Annotated in this window: 21 protein-coding genes; 13 read left to right on the plus strand and 8 right to left on the minus strand. The window is 64.7% G+C overall.

Going from position 1 to position 17,619, the window contains the following annotated elements; translation table 11 throughout:
- Positions 1-61: 61 nt before the first annotated feature.
- The 4 genes from Q0S71_RS19400 to Q0S71_RS19415 all read right to left on the minus strand — a co-directional run bounded on the left by Q0S71_RS19400 (position 62) and on the right by Q0S71_RS19415 (position 2,593).
- A complete protein-coding gene (locus tag Q0S71_RS19400; protein WP_295999543.1) occupies positions 62-403 on the minus strand; it encodes a DUF883 domain-containing protein in 342 nt (113 codons plus the stop codon).
- A 106-nt stretch (positions 404-509) separates the two neighbouring features.
- Positions 510-1,379 (minus strand): 4-hydroxybenzoate octaprenyltransferase, encoded by an 870-nt coding sequence (gene ubiA / locus Q0S71_RS19405; protein WP_295999545.1) that lies wholly within the window; start codon positions 1,377-1,379, stop codon positions 510-512.
- Positions 1,380-1,463: 84 nt separating this feature from the next.
- Positions 1,464-2,402 carry a hydrogen peroxide-inducible genes activator gene (locus tag Q0S71_RS19410; RefSeq protein WP_295999548.1) on the minus strand — a complete coding sequence of 313 codons (939 nt, stop codon included), beginning with the start codon at positions 2,400-2,402 and terminating at the stop codon, positions 1,464-1,466.
- Complete coding sequence (locus tag Q0S71_RS19415) at positions 2,399-2,593, minus strand: hypothetical protein (RefSeq protein WP_295999550.1); 195 nt, start codon at positions 2,591-2,593, stop codon at positions 2,399-2,401. Before Q0S71_RS19415 ends, Q0S71_RS19410 begins: the two co-directional genes overlap by 4 nt.
- On the opposite strand from Q0S71_RS19415, the gene Q0S71_RS19420 reads away from it, so the two are divergent.
- Positions 2,592-3,764 (plus strand): PilT/PilU family type 4a pilus ATPase, encoded by a 1,173-nt coding sequence (locus tag Q0S71_RS19420; protein WP_295999552.1) that lies wholly within the window; start codon positions 2,592-2,594, stop codon positions 3,762-3,764. The two genes, Q0S71_RS19415 and Q0S71_RS19420, sit on opposite strands and share 2 nt — an antisense overlap.
- A 16-nt stretch (positions 3,765-3,780) precedes the next feature.
- Positions 3,781-4,263: a D-glycero-beta-D-manno-heptose 1-phosphate adenylyltransferase gene (gene rfaE2, locus Q0S71_RS19425; RefSeq protein WP_295999554.1), complete on the plus strand. Its 483-nt coding sequence runs from the start codon at positions 3,781-3,783 to the stop codon at positions 4,261-4,263.
- A 34-nt stretch (positions 4,264-4,297) separates the two neighbouring features.
- Here the strand turns inward: rfaE2 and trmL are convergent, their stop codons facing one another.
- The gene (trmL, locus tag Q0S71_RS19430; protein WP_295999556.1) at positions 4,298-4,768 is read right to left on the minus strand and encodes a tRNA (uridine(34)/cytosine(34)/5-carboxymethylaminomethyluridine(34)-2'-O)-methyltransferase TrmL; all 471 of its coding nucleotides are present in this window, start codon (positions 4,766-4,768) and stop codon (positions 4,298-4,300) included.
- A 15-nt stretch (positions 4,769-4,783) separates the two neighbouring features.
- Positions 4,784-5,599 (minus strand): ComF family protein, encoded by an 816-nt coding sequence (locus Q0S71_RS19435; RefSeq protein ID WP_295999655.1) that lies wholly within the window; start codon positions 5,597-5,599, stop codon positions 4,784-4,786.
- A gap of 117 nt (positions 5,600-5,716) precedes the next feature.
- On the opposite strand from Q0S71_RS19435, the gene Q0S71_RS19440 reads away from it, so the two are divergent.
- From Q0S71_RS19440 to Q0S71_RS19465, 6 genes are all read left to right on the plus strand, one after another.
- Entirely contained in the window at positions 5,717-6,649 is a 933-nt protein-coding gene (locus tag Q0S71_RS19440) for a methyltransferase domain-containing protein (RefSeq protein WP_295999558.1), read from the plus strand.
- A gap of 408 nt (positions 6,650-7,057) precedes the next feature.
- Complete coding sequence (gene coxB, locus Q0S71_RS19445) at positions 7,058-8,281, plus strand: cytochrome c oxidase subunit II (protein ID WP_295999559.1); 1,224 nt, start codon at positions 7,058-7,060, stop codon at positions 8,279-8,281.
- Positions 8,282-8,295: 14 nt separating this feature from the next.
- A complete protein-coding gene (gene ctaD / locus Q0S71_RS19450; RefSeq protein WP_295999560.1) occupies positions 8,296-9,891 on the plus strand; it encodes a cytochrome c oxidase subunit I in 1,596 nt (531 codons plus the stop codon).
- Between the two features lie 111 nt (positions 9,892-10,002).
- Entirely contained in the window at positions 10,003-10,581 is a 579-nt protein-coding gene (locus Q0S71_RS19455; RefSeq protein ID WP_295999562.1) for a cytochrome c oxidase assembly protein, read from the plus strand.
- Positions 10,582-10,586: 5 nt separating this feature from the next.
- Positions 10,587-10,799, plus strand: a complete 213-nt coding sequence (locus Q0S71_RS19460; protein ID WP_295999657.1) for a DUF2970 domain-containing protein — start codon at positions 10,587-10,589, stop codon at positions 10,797-10,799.
- Between the two features lie 54 nt (positions 10,800-10,853).
- Positions 10,854-11,714 (plus strand): cytochrome c oxidase subunit 3, encoded by an 861-nt coding sequence (locus Q0S71_RS19465; RefSeq protein ID WP_295999564.1) that lies wholly within the window; start codon positions 10,854-10,856, stop codon positions 11,712-11,714.
- 105 nt (positions 11,715-11,819) lie between these two features.
- Here the strand turns inward: Q0S71_RS19465 and Q0S71_RS19470 are convergent, their stop codons facing one another.
- Positions 11,820-12,026 (minus strand): twin transmembrane helix small protein, encoded by a 207-nt coding sequence (locus tag Q0S71_RS19470; protein ID WP_295999566.1) that lies wholly within the window; start codon positions 12,024-12,026, stop codon positions 11,820-11,822.
- Between the two features lie 38 nt (positions 12,027-12,064).
- On the opposite strand from Q0S71_RS19470, the gene Q0S71_RS19475 reads away from it, so the two are divergent.
- The 5 genes from Q0S71_RS19475 to Q0S71_RS19495 are packed head-to-tail and all read left to right on the plus strand — an operon-like array spanning position 12,065 to position 16,121.
- Positions 12,065-12,817, plus strand: coding sequence for an SURF1 family protein (locus tag Q0S71_RS19475; RefSeq protein ID WP_295999568.1), 753 nt, complete (start codon positions 12,065-12,067; stop codon positions 12,815-12,817).
- Entirely contained in the window at positions 12,801-13,424 is a 624-nt protein-coding gene (locus tag Q0S71_RS19480; protein WP_295999570.1) for a cytochrome C oxidase subunit I, read from the plus strand. The genes Q0S71_RS19475 and Q0S71_RS19480 overlap by 17 nt, the downstream gene beginning before the upstream one ends.
- A 5-nt stretch (positions 13,425-13,429) precedes the next feature.
- Complete coding sequence (locus Q0S71_RS19485; RefSeq protein WP_295999572.1) at positions 13,430-14,617, plus strand: heme A synthase; 1,188 nt, start codon at positions 13,430-13,432, stop codon at positions 14,615-14,617.
- Complete coding sequence (gene cyoE, locus Q0S71_RS19490) at positions 14,617-15,522, plus strand: heme o synthase (protein WP_295999573.1); 906 nt, start codon at positions 14,617-14,619, stop codon at positions 15,520-15,522. Before Q0S71_RS19485 ends, cyoE begins: the two co-directional genes overlap by 1 nt.
- 11 nt (positions 15,523-15,533) lie before the next feature.
- Positions 15,534-16,121: an SCO family protein gene (locus tag Q0S71_RS19495; protein ID WP_295999575.1), complete on the plus strand. Its 588-nt coding sequence runs from the start codon at positions 15,534-15,536 to the stop codon at positions 16,119-16,121.
- A 10-nt stretch (positions 16,122-16,131) separates the two neighbouring features.
- Here the strand turns inward: Q0S71_RS19495 and Q0S71_RS19500 are convergent, their stop codons facing one another.
- On the minus strand, positions 16,132-17,481 hold the full coding sequence (locus Q0S71_RS19500) for a hemolysin family protein (RefSeq protein WP_295999577.1): 1,350 nt from the start codon (positions 17,479-17,481) through the stop codon (positions 16,132-16,134).
- Positions 17,482-17,619 lie beyond the last annotated feature (138 nt).

A 17,619-nucleotide genomic window follows, 5' to 3' on the forward strand; every position in this document is an offset into this window, starting at 1 on the left:
CGCATCGCATCCATCGATATCGCGGCGGGCCTTATTCCATATGGCTCGCCTGCTCGTGCGCCTATTTGCGCGCGACCAGCAGGCCGACGATGACGCCCACCGCCGCGCCCAGTCCCACCGCCTGCCACGGGTGGTCCTGGACGTAGACGTTGGCCTGCCGCGCCGCGATTTTTGTCCGCGCCAGCACGCTGTCTTCCAGCTTCAGCAAATCGGTTTTGGCGGTGCGCAGCGTGTCCTCGAACTGCGCCCTGGCGTCGCCGATGCCATCGCCGCCTTCATCCTGGGCGTCGCGCAGCCAATGCTCGACGTCGCCGATCCCGGTCTTCAAATCATTCATCAGCCGTGCGCGCGCTTCTGCGCCGTCGATGCCGCCGGTCTTGCCGTTTTGCTGAATCTGGTCCATGAATCGCCTCGTCTGTCAGGTTGGAACTGCGGGACTTGCCAGTGTAGGCGCGGCCCGCGCTACGGCCTTGTGCCGTCTCAATCGATCACGCCGCTATCGAATCGCCTCAACGGAATGCGTAATCGAGCGCCACGCCCGCGAACACGGCGGCGCCCAGCCAGTTGTTGTGGCGGAAGGCGGTGAAGCAGGGCTCGCGTTCGCGCCCGCGTATCAGTGTGTAATGATACAACGCCATCGCGCCCGCCACGGCCAGCCCGGCGTAGAACCAGGCGCCCAGGCCGAGCCGGCGGCCGCACAGCAGCAGCAGCAACAGGTGCGCCGCGTAGCAGGCCATGATGATGGCGACGTCGTAGCGGCCGAAGGTGATGGCCGAGGTGCGGATGCCGATCTTGAGGTCGTCGTCGCGGTCGACCATCGCGTATTCGGTGTCGTAGGCCAGCGTCCAGAAGATGTTCGCCGCCAGCAGCACCCAGGCCAGCGCCGGCACCCGGCCCTGCACGGCGGCGTAAGCCATGGGGATGCCGAAGCCGAAGGCGATGCCGAGGTAGGCTTGCGGGATCGCGAAGAAGCGCTTGAAGTAGGGGTAGCTGGCGGCCAGGATCACGGCGACGATGGACAATTCCTTGGTCAGCGTATTGAGCGGCAGGATCAGCGCGCCGGCCAGCACCGTGAGCACGGCGGCGATCGCCAGCGCTTCCCTGCCGCTGACGCGGCCGCTGGTGATGGGGCGCTGGGCGGTGCGCTTGACGTGCTTGTCGATATCCTGGTCGGCGTAGTCGTTGACGGCGCAGCCGGCCGAGCGCATCAGCAGCGTGCCGAGCGCGAAGATGGCCAGCAGCCTCCAGTCCGGCGCGCCGTTCGAGGCCAGCCACAGCGCGTTGAGCGTGGGCCACAGCAGCAGCACGGCGCCGATGGGCTTGTCGAGCCTCACCAGGCGGAAATACAGCGTCAGCTTGCTCGGGGAGTGGGTCGTCATCGCGGAGGCAATCGCAGGGAAAGCGCGATTATCGCAAATCCGCGCGATCTGTGCGATGGCTGCGCGCCGGCGCGGCGGCGGCGCTTATTTTTCTTCGACGCAGAGCGGCGCCACGCCGGGCAGCTTGCAGTTGGCGACGACGTCGCAGATGGCGTCGATGGCGGCCTTGCGGGTGAAGCTCTTGCGCCAGACGATGACGACGCGGCGCGACGGCACCGGTTCCTCGAACGGGCGGAAGGCCAGCATGCCGTCCTTGGCGTCCATGTCCGGCACCGAGGCGCGCGGCAGCACGGTCAGGCCGATGCCGCTGGCGACCATGTGGCGTATGGTTTCCAGCGACGAGCCCTCGAAGGTGCGCTGCATGCCGTTGCCGGGCGAGGAAAAGCGCGCCATCTCGGGACACACTTCCAGCACCTGGTCGCGGAAGCAGTGGCCGTTGCCGAGCAAGAGCATGGTTTCCGACTTCAGGTCGGCCGAGGGGATGGCCTTGCGCTCGGTCCAGGCGTGCTGGCGCGGCATGGCGACGACGAAGGGTTCATCGTACAGCGCCTGCAAGGCCATGCCGTGCTCGGGCAGCGGCAGCGCCATGATGGCCGCGTCGAGCTCGCCCTGCCGCAGCATCTCCAGCAGGCGCACGGTGAAGTTTTCCTGCAGGATCAGCGGCATCTGCGGCACTTTGTCTATCATGCCCTTGACCAGCGGCGGCAGCAGATAGGGGCCGATGGTGTAGATCACGCCCAGGCGCAGCGGGCCGGCCAGCGGATCCTTGTTCTGTTTGGCGAGTTCCTTGATGGCGGCCGTCTGTTCCAGCACGCGCTCGGCCTGGGCCACGATCTGGGCGCCCAGCGGGGTGACGGAGATTTCGGCGCCGCCGCGCTCGAACAGCACGACGCCGAGTTCATCCTCCAGCTTCTTGATGGCGACCGACAGCGTTGGCTGGGCGACATAACAGGCTTCGGCGGCGTGGCCAAAGTGTTTTGCTCGCGCAACGGCAACGATATATTTCAATTCTGTCAGTGTCATAAATGTATTTGAACACAGCCAATGCTGAGATGCAATGCCAGAAGGGCAGCGACCGGAAAGCTATCGCCGCAAGAAAAGCCATTGTAGCGCGGGGCAGCCGATATAATTGTTCCATTGGCCGGGTCGGCTTGCAGCGTCTTGCAGGTGTTGTTATCCGGCTGCGGTTTTTTCCTCCAGCGAAAGGTGCGCATGTCTTCCACGTTCGGCCCCGAAGAAGCTCAGGCTTATCTCCATAAACTGCTCAAGGTGATGCATCACACCGGCGGCTCGGATTTGTTCATTTCGGCCGATTTCCCGCCCAGTATCAAGTCGCAAGGCGCGATGAAGCCGCTCAGCCAGCAAAAGCTGTCGGGCGAGATCACGCGCGCGCTGGCCCTGTCCATCATGAACGACAAGCAGCGGCGCGAGTTCGAGGCCGAACTCGAATGCAATTTCGCCATCTCGCTGCCGGACGTGTGCCGCTTCCGCGTCAACGTCTTCGTGCAGCAGCAGAACGTGGCCATGGTGATACGCACCATCGCCTCCGAGATTCCGAATTTCGAAAAGCTCGAACTGCCGGAGGTGCTCAAGGACGTCATCATGACCAAGCGCGGCCTGGTGCTGGTGGTGGGTGGCACCGGCTCGGGCAAGTCGACCACGCTGGCGGCCATGATCGATTACCGCAACGCCAATTCGGCCGGCCACATCATCACCGTCGAAGACCCGGTCGAGTATGTGCACAAGAACAAGGGCTGTTTGATTACCCACCGCGAAGTGGGCGTCGACACGCTGTCGTGGCACAACGCGCTCAAGAACACGCTGCGCCAGGCGCCGGACGTGATCCTGATCGGCGAAATCCGCGACACCGAAACCATGGAGCACGCCATCGCCTTCGCCGAGACCGGCCACCTGTGCCTGGGCACGCTGCACGCGAACAACTCCAACCAGACCATGGACCGCATCATCAACTTCTTCCCGGAAGAGCGGCGCAACCAGCTGCTGATGGATTTGTCGACCAATCTGCGGGCCATCGTGTCGCAGCGGCTGGTGCGGACCGAGGACGGCAAGGGCCGCAAGGCGGCGATAGAAATCCTGCTCAACACGCCGACCATCGCCGAGATGATCTTCAAGGGGAATTTCCAGGCCATCAAGGAAATCATGCACAAGTCGCGCGAACTGGGCATGTGCACCTTCGACCAGGCGCTCTACGAGCTGTACAACAAGGGCCACATCGCCTACGAAGAAGCGATCCGCAACGCCGACTCGGCCAACGGCCTGCGTTTGCAGATCAAGCTGCGCGGCGACCGCAAGGAGCCGGGCGAGGGCGGCCGTTCGGCGGCGGACTCGCTGAGCATGCAGGTCGACGCCGAACCGGAAGAATAATTTTATCCAATATCCTATGCCTGAATTTGAAAACAAGATCTGCACGCGCGCGGAACTGGCCGCGCGCGTGGCCGCGCTGCCCAAGCCGGTGGTGCTGACCAACGGCGTGTTCGACATCCTGCACCGCGGCCATGTCACTTATCTGGCGCAGGCGCGCGCGCTGGGCGCCTCGCTGGTGGTGGCGGCCAACACCGACGCCTCCGTCAAGCGCCTGGGCAAGGGCGACGACCGGCCGCTGAACGCCTGCGCCGACCGCATGGCGGTGCTGGCGGCGCTCGAATCGGTCAGCCTGGTGGTCGACTTCGATGAAGACACGGCGCTGGAAGTGGTGCGCCAGGCGCGCCCGGAAATCTACGCCAAGGGCGGCGACTATCGGATGGACGCCATCCCCGAGGGCCAGGCCGTGCTGGCCTACGGCGGCCAGGCCATCGCCATCGACTTCGAGCACGACCGCTCGACCACCAAGCTGCTCGACAAGGTGCGCGGACCGGCTGCCTGAAACGCCAACGGGGTCAGACCACGGTGCAGGATGGTCAGGCGCCGCCGGCGTAGCCGTTCTGGCGCCAGGCCTCGAACACGACCACGGCGACCGTGTTCGACAGATTCAGGCTGCGGTTGTCGGGCCGCATCGGCAGGCGGATGCGCTGCGCCGGCGGGAACGATGCGCGCAGCGCCGGGTCGAGGCCGCGCGTCTCGGCGCCGAACACGAACACGTCGCCCGGCCGGAAGCCGGCGTCGGCGAACGGCGCCGAGCCGTGCGTGGTCAGCGCGAACATGCGGCTGTGGTCGGGCGCGACGTCGGCCAGGAACGCGTCCCAGTTTTTGTGCACCTTCATCTTCGCGTACTCGTGGTAATCGAGGCCGGCGCGCTTCATCTTGGCGTCGTCGAGCGGGAAGCCGAGCGGCTCGATCAGGTGCAGCTGGGCGCCGGTGTTGGCGCACAGGCGTATCACATTGCCGGTGTTGGGCGGGATTTCAGGTTCTACCAGTACGACGTGGAACAAAGCATTCTCCTTATGTTAACTATGCGGCGGCGTGCGCGCGAAGACCAGGTTGGTCACGCGCGCCGCGCCGTAGCGCTTGAACGTGGCGGCCAGTTCGTTCAGGGTCTGGCCGCTGGTCATGACGTCGTCGACGATGCCGATGTGGCGCCCCTCGACCAGCGCGCCGTCGCTGACGGCAAACGCGCGGGCGATGTTCTGGCGCCGTTGGTCGGGCGTCACGCGGCTCTGGGCCGTGGTGTCGTGCACGCGCTGGGCCAGCCGTGGATGCAGCGTCACGCCCAGCGACCGCGCCAGCGGCCGGGCGATTTCCAGCGCCTGATTGTAGCCGCGCTCGGACAGGCGGCGCGGCCCCAGCGGCACGGGACACAGCAGGTCCGGCAGCACGAAGCCGGGCCGCCGCAGCAGCGCGTCGCGCAGGCAGCGCGCGAACAGCGCCGCCAGCGCGATGCGGCCGCCGAACTTCAGTTGCAGCACCAGCCGGTCCAGCGGCACCGCGTAGTCGGCGGCCACCAGCGTGGCGTCGAACGCGGGCCGCTGCGCCAGGCAGTGGCCGCACAGCGGGCCGTGCTCCGATGCCGGCGCGCCTGCCATGCCGGCCGCGCGTGGCCCGGTCGCGGCGCCGTCCGCCACCGCCGCCGCGTCGCCCGCCGCCGGCAGGGGATTGGCGCACAGCCGGCAGCGCGCCACGTCGGCGCTGAAAAACTGGGCATGGCAGGCCGGGCACAGCGCTTCGTCGCTGCCACCGCCACACAGCGCGCACGACGCCGGCAGCAGCGTATGGAGCAGCGCGCGCCGGCCCGCGCCCAGCAGGGCGCGCAGCGATGCCGGCATCGTGGCGGACTTGCCGCCGCGCGGCGGCGGCGTCCTGGCGGTCGGCATCGCGATTTACTCCAACCATGTACACTGCCGCATTATCGCATTTTCACCCCTCACCGCTACCGAACCATCATGCAAGTGCCTGCCAATCCGCCCAAACTGAGCGCGCCCATCGACCTGGAGCGCGTGCGCGCCAGCTTTTCCCGTCCCGAACGGGTGCAGCCGTCCGACTTCCTGCGCCGCGAAGTCGCTTCGCGCATGCACGACCGGCTGGAACTCATCAAGATCGCGCCGCAGCGCGTGCTCGACGCCGGCTGCGGCTCCGGTGCCGACCTGTCACTGTTGCAGAAAGATTATCCGGCCGCCCACATCCTCGGCCTCGACGCGGCCGAAGCCATGGTGCGCGCCGCGCGTGCGCCGGCGGCCAGGCTGTCCGGCCTGAATCAACTCATCAGCAAGCTGCTGCCGTCCAAGGCCGGCGTCGACCTGCTGTGCGGCGACTTCGCCGACCTGCCGCTGGGCAGCGGTACGGTGGACCTGATCTGGTCCAACCTGGCGCTGCACTGGCACCCGCAGCCGGACCGCGTGTTCGCCGAGTGGCGCCGCGTGCTGCGGGTCGACAGCCTGCTGATGTTTTCCTGCTTCGGCCCGGACACCTTCAAGGAAATCCGCGACGCCTTCGCCGACGTCGACCTGGCGCCGCACGCGCTGCCCTTCGTCGACATGCACGATTTCGGCGACCAACTGGTGGAAGTGGGGTTTTCGACGCCGGTGCTGGACATGGAAAAAATCACCGTCACCTACGCCACCGCCGAGGCGCTGCTGGCCGACGTGCGGGCCTGGGGCGGCAATCCTTTGATGACGCGGCGCCAGGGCCTGATGGGCCGGCGCGACTGGGCCAGGGTCGCCGCGGCGCTGGAAAAAAACCGCCGCGCCGACGGCAAGCTGGGACTGAGCTTCGAGATCATCTACGGCCACGCCTTCCGGCCCGCGCCGCGCGTGACGTCCAAGGGCGAGGCCATCATCCGTTTCGATTTGCCGCGCAAGCCGAACAAGGGCGCTTAAGCGGGCTCGACCGGCTCGATGTCGGCTTGATAATATAGTCCCGCGTATCGCCCAGCATGGCGGCCTGCGGGACGCCGCCGTGTGCCCGCAGGTACACACTGCGGCGATGCCACTTTGTCGGAGTGGATTATTTCTTGATGTATGGCGAATTTGTTATATATAATCGACCACTAATTTTGCCGCCACTATAAGTAGCAGCGCGCGAAAGACCACGCAAGCAACCGCGGTCGCCACCTGGAGCAAGTTCGGGGCGGGCGCGGCGAAGTCAAGGGTCCCGCCGGACCGCGCCGCGCACCGCGCGCGCCGCGCCGGAACGGGGCCTGTAGGTGTTTAAGGAGCGGCGGCGGTTCGGATCCTGTGACCCAGCGGCCGTTTAAAAAATATTTTTTATTGGTGGTTGGGGAAAACATGAAATATGCAAAGCGACTTCAATCGTTGATGCTAGGGCTGTCGCTGACAGTCGCCGGTATCGCGGCGTGGGCGGCCGACGCCGCTCCCGCCGCCGCGACAGCGGCCGGCACCTATGCCGGCACCGGCGGTCCCGTGATCCGCGAATTGAATCTGCAACCACCGGCGACGCAAATTGCGTCCGAAATCTACAATCTGCACACCTGGATGATGGCGATCTGCCTCATCATCTTCGTCGCCGTCTTCGGCGTCATGTTCTATTCCATCCTCAAGCACCGCAAGTCGCTCGGCCACCAGGCGGCGACCTTCCACGAATCGACCACGGTGGAAATCGCGTGGACGGTGGTGCCCTTCCTGATCGTCATCGGCATGGCGCTGCCGGCCACCCGCACCGTCGTCGGCATGAAGGACACGTCGAACGCCGACATCACCATCAAGGCCACCGGCATGCAGTGGAAGTGGGGCTACGACTATCTGCAGGGCCAGGGCCAGGGCGTGTCCTTCCTGTCGAACCTGTCGACCCCGCGGTCGCAGGTGGGCGAGCCGGGCGTCGAGCCGAGCGAAAAGCGCGGCGACAACTACCTGATGGAAGTCGACAACGAAGTGGTGGTGCCGGTCCATAAGAAGATCCGCCTCATCACCACCGCCAACGACGTGATCCACTCGTGGTCGATCCCGGCCTTCGGCGTCAAGCAGGACGCCATCCCCGGCTTCGTGCGCGACACCTGGTTCAAGGCCGACGCCACCGGCACCTACCGCGGCTACTGCTCGGAACTGTGCGGCAAGGAGCACGCCTTCATGCCCATCGTCGTCAAGGTCGTCACCGACGCCGAATACAAGGTCTGGGTGGACGGCAAGCTCAAGGAACTGGCGGCGCTGGCCGACGATCCGAACAAGGTCTGGACCATCGACGAACTGAAAACGCGCGGCGATAAAGTTTACAACACCAACTGCGTGGCCTGCCACCAGGCGACCGGCAAGGGCATTCCCGGCTCGTTCGCGGCGCTCGACGGCTCGCCCGTCGTCAACGGACCGAAGCTGGAACAGATCCAGACTGTACTGAACGGTAAACACAGCGGCAAGTTCGCCGGCGAGATGCCGGCGTGGAAGCAGCTGTCGGATACGGATATCGCGGCCGTGATCACCTTCACCCGCAATAACTGGTCGAACAAGGCCGCCGAAAACATCGTTCAACCAGCCGAAGTTCTGGCTGCACGCAAGTAATCAGGAGCTTCAAGATGAGCACAACGACACTCGATCACGCCCACACCGGTCATGGCGACCACGCGCACGATCACCCGGTCGGCCTGCGGCGCTGGCTGTTCGCCACCAACCACAAGGACATCGGCACCCTGTACCTGTGGTTCGCGTTCACGATGCTGCTGTCCGGCGGCGTGCTGGCGCTGATGATACGCACTGAATTGTTCAAGCCCGGCCTGCAGTTCTTCCAGCCCGAGTTCTTCAACCAGCTCACCACCATGCACGGCATCGTGATGGTGTTCGGCGCCATCATGCCGGCCTTCGTCGGCTACGCCAACTGGATGATCCCGCTGCAGGTGGGCGCCTCCGACATGGCCTTCGCGCGCATGAACAACTTCTCGTTCTGGCTGCTGCCGCCGGCCGCGCTGCTGCTGGCGTCGTCGTTCTTCGTGCCGGGCGGCGCCACCGCCGCCGGCTGGACGCTGTACGCGCCGCTGTCGACCCAGATGGGACCGGGCATGGACATGGCGATCTTCGCGCTGCATTTGATGGGCGCCTCGTCGATCATGGGCTCGATCAACATCATCGTCACCATCCTCAACATGCGCGCGCCCGGCATGACGCTGATGAAAATGCCGATGTTCTGCTGGACCTGGCTCATCACCGCCTACCTGCTGATCGCCGTGATGCCGGTGCTGGCAGGCGCCATCACCATGACCCTGACCGACCGTCATTTCGGCACCTCGTTCTTCAACGCGGCCGGCGGCGGCGACCCGGTCATGTACCAGCACATCTTCTGGTTCTTCGGCCATCCCGAGGTCTACATCATGATCTTGCCGGCCTTCGGCATCGTCTCGCAGATCCTGCCGGCCTTCGCCCGCAAGCCGCTGTTCGGCTACGCCTCGATGGTGTACGCCACCGCGTCGATCGCGATCCTGTCCTTCATCGTCTGGGCCCACCACATGTTCACCACCGGCATGCCGGTGACCTCGCAGCTGTTCTTCATGTACGCCACCATGCTGATCGCGGTGCCGACCGGCGTGAAGGTGTTCAACTGGATCGCCACCATGTGGAAGGGTTCCATGACCTTCGAGACGCCGATGCTGTTCGCGGTCGGCTTCATCTTCGTGTTCACCATGGGCGGCTTCACCGGCCTGATACTGGCCGTGACCCCGATCGACATCCAGTTGCAGGACACCTATTACGTGGTGGCCCACTTCCACTACGTGCTGGTGGCCGGCTCGCTGTTCGCGCTGTTCGCCGGCTTCTATTACTGGTCGCCGAAATGGACCGGCCATATGTACAGCGAAACGCGCGGCAAGATCCACTTCTGGAACTCGCTGGTGTGGTTCAACGTCACCTTCTTCCCGATGCACTTCCTGGGCCTGGCCGGCATGCCGCGGCGCTACGCCGACTACTCGGCGCAGTTCACCGACTTCAACATGCTGGCCACGGTGGGCGCCTTCGGCTTCGGCCTGACGCAAGTGTACTTCCTGCTGTTCGTCGTGTTCCCGACCATCCGTGGCGGCGCCAAGGCGCCGGACAAGCCATGGGATGGCGCCGAAGGCCTGGAGTGGACCGTGCCCAGCCCGGCGCCGTTCCATACCTTCGAAACTCCGCCGACCGTGAAGTAATCATGTCCCAGCCGAAGAAACCGAACAATCTGAAGACCGGCTTGATGCTGGGCGGCGTCGCGCTGTTTTTCTTCCTGTCCGTGTACGTCAAGCGCATCTGGTTCAGCTGACATGGCCGATCAAAAACTGCTGGACCGATTCAACCGGCCACTGTTGCTCAAGCTGGTCGTGATCGCGGTGATGATGTTCGGCTTCGGCTACGCGCTGGTGCCGGTCTACAAGCAGATCTGCGAAGCGCTGGGCGTGAACGTGCTGACGCAAAAAGACGGCAGCGTCGTGATGGACAAGAACACGCAGGTCGACAAGACCCGCACCGTCACCGTGGAATTCGACGGCAACGCGCAGGGTCCGTGGCGCTTCCGTCCCGTGATCGCCAGCATGAAGGTGCATCCGGGCGAGCTGTCGACGGCGATGTTCGAAGTGGTCAACACGCAGAACCGCACCGTCGACGCGCAGGCCATACCGAGCTACGCGCCGCAAAGCGCGACGCCGTTCTTCAAGAAGGTCGAGTGCTTCTGCTTCAAGCAGCAGACCCTGAAGCCGCACGAGGCGCGCCAGATGCCGGTGGTGTTCTTCGTCGACGCCGGCCTGCCGAAGGAGGTGCAGACGATCACGCTGTCGTACTCCTTCTTCGAGGTGCCGGGGCTCGACAAGGCGGCGTCCAACGAAGGCATCAAGGCGGCGAGGTGAGCGCGATGGATGAAGATAAAAAAACGCCGCGAAAAGCGTCGTTCATGTATTCGATGAAGGCGGTGTTCTGGTCGTTCTTCGGCCTGCGCCGCAAAAGTGATTTCGACAGCGACTCGGCGCAACTGAACCCGGTCCACATCGTCATCGCCGCCGTGATCTGCGTCGCGATCTTCATCGCGCTGCTGATGACGGTGGTCAGGTTCGTGGTATCAAAATAAAACACTGGCGAAGCATAGTCGCTAAACTGGATACAGTTATTAAGGGAGATGAAGATGAGTGCACCACACACCACGGCGCCGTATTATTTCGTGCCCGGCCCGTCGCGCTGGCCGCTGCTGGCCGGCCTGTCCCTGCTGCTGACGATGGTCGGCGCCTCGGCGTGGGTCAACGACGCCCAGTGGGGACCGTATTTGAACATCGCCGGCATCGTCGGCATCATCACGGTGCTGTACTTCTGGTTCGGCGACGCCATCGGCGAATCCGAAAAGGGCTTGTACAGCCAGCGCGTCGACCACTCCTTCCGCTGGTCGATGAGCTGGTTCATCTTCTCCGAAGTGATGTTCTTCGGCGCCTTCTTCGGCGCGCTGTTCTACGCGCGCACGATCACGATGCCGTGGCTGGGCGACCTCGATCACAAGGTGCTGTGGCCCGACTTCGCGGCCCACTGGGGCAATGTCGGCCCGGCCGGCACGGTCGAGGAATTCAAGACCATGACGCCGTTCCCCATCCCGACCATCAACACGGCGCTGCTGCTGACCTCCGGCGTCACGCTGACCATCGCCCACCACGCGCTGCGCGCCGGCCACCGCGCCCAAACGGCGATCTGGCTGTTCGCCACCATCCTGCTGGGCGCGACCTTCATGGGCTTCCAGGCGTCTGAATACATCGAGGCCTACAGCCATCTGAACCTGAAGCTGACGTCCGGCATCTACGGTTCGACCTTCTTCATGCTGACCGGCTTCCACGGCTTCCACGTGACGATGGGCGCGATCATGCTGTCGGTGGTGCTGTACCGGGTATTGAAGGGACACTTCACGCCCGAGCACCACTTTGCCTTCGAGGGCGCGGCCTGGTACTGGCACTTTGTCGACGTGGTCTGGCTCGGCCTGTACGTCGTCGTGTACTGGCTATAAAGCGTGGCGCCAGGGGATATAATGTGCGCGGCATAGAGCCGCGCAGGCGCAGTAAAAAAGCCGCAGGCGGGACATCCCGGTGCGGCTTTTTTTGTACGGATCAGGTCAGCGCATGGGGATGCCGGTCGGTTTGATGTAGCCGAGTTTATAGGCCAGTAAAATCAGCAGGAACAGCGCGATCGAAAAGCCCACCCGCATCGCCAGCGCCTGCACGGTGCGGTTGCTCTTGCCCTTGTCGCGCATCAGGAAGAACAGCGCCGATGCCAGGCTGCCGAGGATCAGGATAAACGCGACGGCGACGACGATTTTCATATTCGACCATGTGGCAAATTGATTAAGGCTCCATTGTAATGCGTATCGCCTTCCGTTTTAAGTCGATTCCCTTCCTCGCCACCGTGCTGGTGGTGGCGCTCGGCATCGCGCTCGGCAACTGGCAGGAGCGCCGCGCCGCGCAAAAGATCGCGCTCGAACACAAACTCGCCGCCGGCAACGCGGCCGCGCCGCTCCAGCTGACCGCATCGCCCCTGGCCGCCGATGCCGCCGCCGCCATCGAATGGCGGCGCGTGGCCGTCACCGGCAGCTTCGTGCCCGGCTGGCCGGTGTATCTCGATAACCGCCCATATAAGGGCCAGGCCGGTTTTTATGTGCTGATGCCGTTTAAAATTGCGGGATCGGCGCTGCACGTGCTGGTCGAACGCGGCTGGCTGCCGCGCGATCCGGCCGCGCGCGACCGCCTGCCCGCCTACGGCACGCCGCAAGGCACGGTCACCGTCGAAGGCATCGCGCGGCTGAACGCCGGCCATGTGATGCAACTGGGGAGCGCGCCGCCGCTGCGGCCCCACGCCATCGTGCAAAACGCCGAGGTGGCGCAGGTGGCGGCCGCCAGCGGCTTGCCGATGCAGCCGCTGGTGCTGGAGCAGACCGGGCCCGCCGCCCCGGCCGACGGCGACACCGGCCTGGTGCGCGACTGGCCGGCGCCGGCGCTGGGCGTGGATAAACATCGCGGCTATGCGTTCCAGTGGTATTCGCTGGCGCTGATGGCTGTTTTATTTTTTGTCTTTAATGGATACCGACGTGGAAGCCAACATGCAAGCGAAGCCTGACGCAAAAAAGACGCTCACACGCAGCCGTTTGAAACTGGTCGCGATACTGGCGGTGTGCGCCTCGCCGCTGATTTTTTCATACGTGACCTACTACTGGATCAAGCCGACCGGCCGCACCAATTTCGGCGAGTTGCTCAATCCGAGTTCCTTCCCCATCCCCGCCATGGCCAGCCGCACGCTCGACGGCCAGCCGCAGGGACTGGACGCCTACCACGGCAAGTGGATCATGTTGAAGGTGGGCCTGTCCGACTGCCCGCAGGCGTGCCAGGACCAGTTGTTCGCGATGCGCCAGCTGCGCACCATGCAGGGCAAGGAGATGGAGCGCATCGAGCGCGTGTGGCTCATCACCGACGAGCAGCCGCTCGACACCATGATGGTGCGCGTGAACGACGGCACCCGCATGCTGCGCGCGCCGGCCGACGTCGTCGCCAAATGGCTGCCGGTGGACGGCGGCGCGGATAAGGCCTCCGACCACGTCTACCTGATCGACCCGCTGGGCCATCTGATGATGCGTTACCCCAAAGGCGCCGTCTCCTCCGACGTGGAGGCGGTCAAGAAGGTCAACAAAGACCTGGGCAAGCTGCTCAAGGCTTCTGCGATAGGCTGATCGATATGGACGCCGTCACTCTCGTCAAAATGGCGCTGACCGCGCTGATGGTCGCCACGCTGCCGGCGGCGATGGTGTGGATGTCGTCCGACGCCAACAAGTATCGCAAGTTGGCCTGGACTTGCGTGTTCCTGATTTTCGACCTGATCGTGTTCGGCGGCTACACGCGCCTGACCGATTCCGGCCTCGGTTGCCCGGACTGGCCGGGCTGCTACGGCAGCGCCAATCCCTTGCTCGCGCACGCCGCCATCGAGCACGCGCAGGCGCTGATGCCGAGCGGCCCCGTGACGCTGTCGAAGGCGTGGATAGAAATGATACACCGCTACCTGGCGATGGCCATCGGCGTGTTGATTATCGCGCTGGTGGCGCAGTCGTGGCGCATGTGGCGCAGGGATCGCAAGGAAAGCAAGGAGCGCAAGGAGCGCCGTCTCGACTACGCGCCCGCGCTGCCGACGGCGGTGCTGGGCTTTTATTGTTTGCAGGGCGTGTTCGGCGCGCTGACGGTGACGCAGAAACTGCAACCGGCCATCGTCACCTGCCACCTGCTGCTGGCCATGGGATTGCTGGCGCTGACCACGTGGTTCGCCAGCCGCCAGGACACGCTGCACGCGCCGGCCCGCGTTTCGAGCGGCTCGCCGCCGGCGATGCGCAACATCCGCATTTTGGCCCTGGTTTCCGGCGCGCTGCTGCTGGCGCAGCTGGCGCTGGGCGGCTGGGTCAGCACCAACTACGCGGCGCTGGCGTGCAACGACTTCCCGCTGTGCGGCGGCAAGCTGATACCGGCGATGGACTTCGAGCAGGGCTTCACGCTGTGGCGCGCGCTGGGCCGCAACGCCGACGGCTCGTATCTGCCCTTCCCGGCGCTGACGGCGATCCACTGGGTGCACCGCAATTTCGCCTTCATCGTCGCTCTGGTGACAGGCTACACGGCGTGGCGCGGCTGGGAGCATGCGGCCTTGCATAAAACATCACGCGCCATCGCCATCGTGCTGGCGATCCAGTTCGGCACCGGCATCGCGACCATCTACCTGAACCACCCGCTGGCGCTGGCCGTGCTGCATAACGCCGGGGCGGCGGCGCTGGTACTTTTGCTGACCATGTTAAACTACCGGGCCAAGTACCAATTCGAGATCGCGCAGAAGGCAGCCGCCAGCGCCGTATTTCCGCACGCCGCGCCTGCCAGACACCACTGATGACTACCTCCGCCTCCACTATCGCCGCCCCCAAATCCAGCCACCGCATCGCCCAATACTGGGCTTTGACCAAACCGCGCGTCACCCAGCTGGCCGTGTTCTGCGCCATCATCGGCATGTTCCTCGCGAAGGACGACGGCCTGCCGGGCTGGCGCCTGGTGCTGTCGGCCACCGTCGGCATCTGGCTGCTGACCGGCGCGGCGTTCGCCGTCAACTGCCTGGCCGAGCGCGAGATCGACGCCCGCATGGCGCGCACCGCGCGGCGGCCGATGGCGATGGGCGACATCACCGTCACGCAGACCGCGGTATTCGCCGCCGTCATCGGCGGCGCCGGCATGTGGGTGCTGTACACGCAGGTCAATCCGCTGACGATGTGGCTGACCTTCGTCACCTTCGTCGGCTACGCCATCATCTACACCATGATATTGAAACCGTCGACGCCGCAGAACATCGTCATCGGCGGCCTGTCGGGCGCGATGCCGCCGGCGCTGGGCTGGTGCGCCGTCACCGGCGACGTGCCGATGCAAGCGTGGCTGCTGGTGCTCATCATCTTCATCTGGACCCCGCCGCACTTCTGGGCGCTGGCCATGTACCGGCGCGACGACTACGCCAAATCGGGCCTGCCGATGCTGCCGGTCACGCACGGCATGAAGGTCACGCAGCTGCACATCTGGCTGTATTCGATCGCGCTGGCCGCGACCACCATGCTGCCGTTCGCGGTGCACATGAGCGGCCTGATTTACCTGGTCTCCGCCGTGCTGCTCAACGCCGTGTTCCTGCGCCATTCCTGGAAAATCTACAAGCACTACACGGACCTGATCGCCCGCAAGGCGTTCACCTACTCGATCATCTACCTGTCGCTGCTGTTCGTGGCGCTGCTGGTCGACCATTACATTAAACTTTAAGCTTCACACCCATGAAAAAAATCCTCGCCCTGGCGGCCATGCTGATGCTGCTGGCCGCCTGCGGCCAGCCGGCCGCGCCCAAGCTCGATTTCAAGAATTCGGATTTGACGGGCCTCGATTTCGGCAAGGACTTCGCGCTGACCGACCACACCGGCAAACCGCGCACGCTGGCCGACTTCAAAGGCAAGGCGGTGCTGATGTTCTTCGGTTATACGCAGTGCCCCGACGTCTGCCCGACCACGATGGCGGAGCTGTCGGCCGTGATGAAGCAGCTCGGCCCCCTGGCCGACAAGGTGCAGGTGCTGTTCGTGACCATCGACCCGGAGCGCGACACCCAGCAGCTGCTGGCGCAATACGTGCCGGCCTTCGACCCGCGCTTCCTCGGCATGTACGGCACGGCCGCGCAGACGGCCAAGGTGGCCAAGGACTTCAAGGTGTTCTACGCCAAAGTGCCCGGCAGCACGCCGACCAACTACACGATGGACCACACGGCCGGCAGCTATGTGTTCGACCAGCGCGGCCAGCTGCGCCTGTTCGTGCGCCACGGCCTGGGACCGGCGCCCATCGTGCATGACTTGAAGTTGCTGTTGCGGCCTTGATCTAAGCAGCTCAATCGAGTTCGTCCGGCTCCGCTTCGGCCGGCGGCTTGGGGATCACTTTCACCAGCAGGATGCGCGGGCCGTTCATTTTCTTCGCCACCAGGTCGAAGCAGTTGAAGCTTACGCGCTGGCCCTGTTTCGGTACGTCGCCCAGCTTCAGCATCATCAGGCCGCCGACCGATTCGATGCCCTGCAAGCCCAGTTCCTCGTTCTCGATGTCGATGCCCAGCGTGCGCTCGAGCGAGAAGATGGGCAGGCTGGCCTTGCCGATCAGGGTGCCGTCGGCCTGCTTGAGCCAATCGTTTTCGTTGAGGCGGAATTCATCGTGGATTTCGCCGACCATGGCGCCGAGCAGATTGTCGAGCGTGATGAAGCCCAATGGCCGCTTGCCCTTCTCGCCGATCAGCGCGAAGTGGGGCGCGCCGTCGCGCAGGCGGCGGAACAGCTCCAGTGCCGGCGTGCGCGCCGAAATCGTCTCCACCGGTCGCAGATACGGCGTCAAGGACGTCAGCGCCTTGCCCGATTGCTGGGCGAAGAACAAATCCTTCAGGTGCACCATGCCCAGCACCGTCACGCCGTCCTGGTCGAAATACGGATAGCGGCTGAAGCGGTTGCGCGTCACCGTCTCCAGGTTGACGGCCAGCGAGCGGCTGGCGTGCAGCGCGATCACCTCGTTGATCGGCCGCATCAGGTCCGACACCGACAGCGCGCTGAAGTCCAGCGAGTGGGCCAGGATGTTGCGCTCGTCCTTGTTGAATTTTTCGCCGGGCTGGCTGGTGCGCAGGATCAGCTTCAATTCATCGACCGAGTAGTGCGAGTCGTGGCCGGACTTGCCGCCCTTGCCGGCCAGGCCGGTCACGCGCAGCACCATGTTGGCGCTGGCGTTGAGCAGCCAGATGGCCGGATACATGGACCAGTAAAAACCGTACAGCGGCAGCGCGCTCCACAAGCCTATCGACTCGGGCCGGCGGATCGCCAGCGATTTCGGCGCCAGTTCGCCGACGACGATGTGCAAAAACGAGATCACGCTGAACGCGATCACGAAGGCGATGCCGTGGATGATCTGCTCCGAATGGACGCCGACGGCGCGGAACACCGGTTCGAGCAGGCCGGCGAAGGCCGGCTCGCCGATCCAGCCCAGGCCCAGCGACGCCAGCGTGATGCCGAGCTGGCAGGCCGACAGGTAGGCATCGAGCTTGCCGTGCACCTTGGCCAGCGTGCGTCCGCGCAGCCCCTGCGTTTTGGCGATGGCGCGGATACGGGTGCGGCGCAGCGTGACGATGCCGAATTCGGCGGCCACGAAGAAGCCGTTCAACGCGACCAGGAACAGCGCGAGCAGGACAAGCAGGACATTATGCATGGGTGGGGCGGCGCGGGAGATGATTGATAACACAAGCATCTTAAACGACAGCGGCGCCGGCCCGCGCGAATTTCGCCACAGCGGCGTCGAGAACTCCTGCCGCGCGCCGCGTGATGCCGGCGCAGGTATAATTTTGAC

Origin of the sequence: Rugamonas sp. (assembly GCF_025354735.1) — a bacterium.
Taxonomy (GTDB): Bacteria; Pseudomonadota; Gammaproteobacteria; order Burkholderiales; family Burkholderiaceae_D; genus Rugamonas.

What these genes read in the sequence shown, in the direction of transcription:
- Q0S71_RS19455 (WP_295999562.1), top strand. Translation starts at nt 10,003, where the DNA reads ATGGCCGATCAAAAACTGCTGGACCGATTCAACCGGCCACTGTTGCTC.
- Q0S71_RS19415 (WP_295999550.1), bottom strand. Translation starts at nt 2,593, where the DNA reads ATGCGCACCTTTCGCTGGAGGAAAAAACCGCAGCCGGATAACAACACC.
- Q0S71_RS19410 (WP_295999548.1), bottom strand. Translation starts at nt 2,402, where the DNA reads ATGACACTGACAGAATTGAAATATATCGTTGCCGTTGCGCGAGCAAAA.
- Q0S71_RS19480 (WP_295999570.1), top strand. Translation starts at nt 12,801, where the DNA reads ATGCAAGCGAAGCCTGACGCAAAAAAGACGCTCACACGCAGCCGTTTG.
- Q0S71_RS19460 (WP_295999657.1), top strand. Translation starts at nt 10,587, where the DNA reads ATGGATGAAGATAAAAAAACGCCGCGAAAAGCGTCGTTCATGTATTCG.
- Q0S71_RS19470 (WP_295999566.1), bottom strand. Translation starts at nt 12,026, where the DNA reads ATGAAAATCGTCGTCGCCGTCGCGTTTATCCTGATCCTCGGCAGCCTG.
- Q0S71_RS19440 (WP_295999558.1), top strand. Translation starts at nt 5,717, where the DNA reads ATGCAAGTGCCTGCCAATCCGCCCAAACTGAGCGCGCCCATCGACCTG.
- ubiA (WP_295999545.1), bottom strand. Translation starts at nt 1,379, where the DNA reads ATGACGACCCACTCCCCGAGCAAGCTGACGCTGTATTTCCGCCTGGTG.
- ctaD (WP_295999560.1), top strand. Translation starts at nt 8,296, where the DNA reads ATGAGCACAACGACACTCGATCACGCCCACACCGGTCATGGCGACCAC.
- Q0S71_RS19465 (WP_295999564.1), top strand. Translation starts at nt 10,854, where the DNA reads ATGAGTGCACCACACACCACGGCGCCGTATTATTTCGTGCCCGGCCCG.
- Q0S71_RS19435 (WP_295999655.1), bottom strand. Translation starts at nt 5,599, where the DNA reads ATGCCGGCATCGCTGCGCGCCCTGCTGGGCGCGGGCCGGCGCGCGCTG.
- Q0S71_RS19420 (WP_295999552.1), top strand. Translation starts at nt 2,592, where the DNA reads ATGTCTTCCACGTTCGGCCCCGAAGAAGCTCAGGCTTATCTCCATAAA.
- coxB (WP_295999559.1), top strand. Translation starts at nt 7,058, where the DNA reads ATGAAATATGCAAAGCGACTTCAATCGTTGATGCTAGGGCTGTCGCTG.
- Q0S71_RS19495 (WP_295999575.1), top strand. Translation starts at nt 15,534, where the DNA reads ATGAAAAAAATCCTCGCCCTGGCGGCCATGCTGATGCTGCTGGCCGCC.
- Q0S71_RS19500 (WP_295999577.1), bottom strand. Translation starts at nt 17,481, where the DNA reads ATGCATAATGTCCTGCTTGTCCTGCTCGCGCTGTTCCTGGTCGCGTTG.
- Q0S71_RS19485 (WP_295999572.1), top strand. Translation starts at nt 13,430, where the DNA reads ATGGACGCCGTCACTCTCGTCAAAATGGCGCTGACCGCGCTGATGGTC.
- cyoE (WP_295999573.1), top strand. Translation starts at nt 14,617, where the DNA reads ATGACTACCTCCGCCTCCACTATCGCCGCCCCCAAATCCAGCCACCGC.
- Q0S71_RS19475 (WP_295999568.1), top strand. Translation starts at nt 12,065, where the DNA reads ATGCGTATCGCCTTCCGTTTTAAGTCGATTCCCTTCCTCGCCACCGTG.
- rfaE2 (WP_295999554.1), top strand. Translation starts at nt 3,781, where the DNA reads ATGCCTGAATTTGAAAACAAGATCTGCACGCGCGCGGAACTGGCCGCG.
- Q0S71_RS19400 (WP_295999543.1), bottom strand. Translation starts at nt 403, where the DNA reads ATGGACCAGATTCAGCAAAACGGCAAGACCGGCGGCATCGACGGCGCA.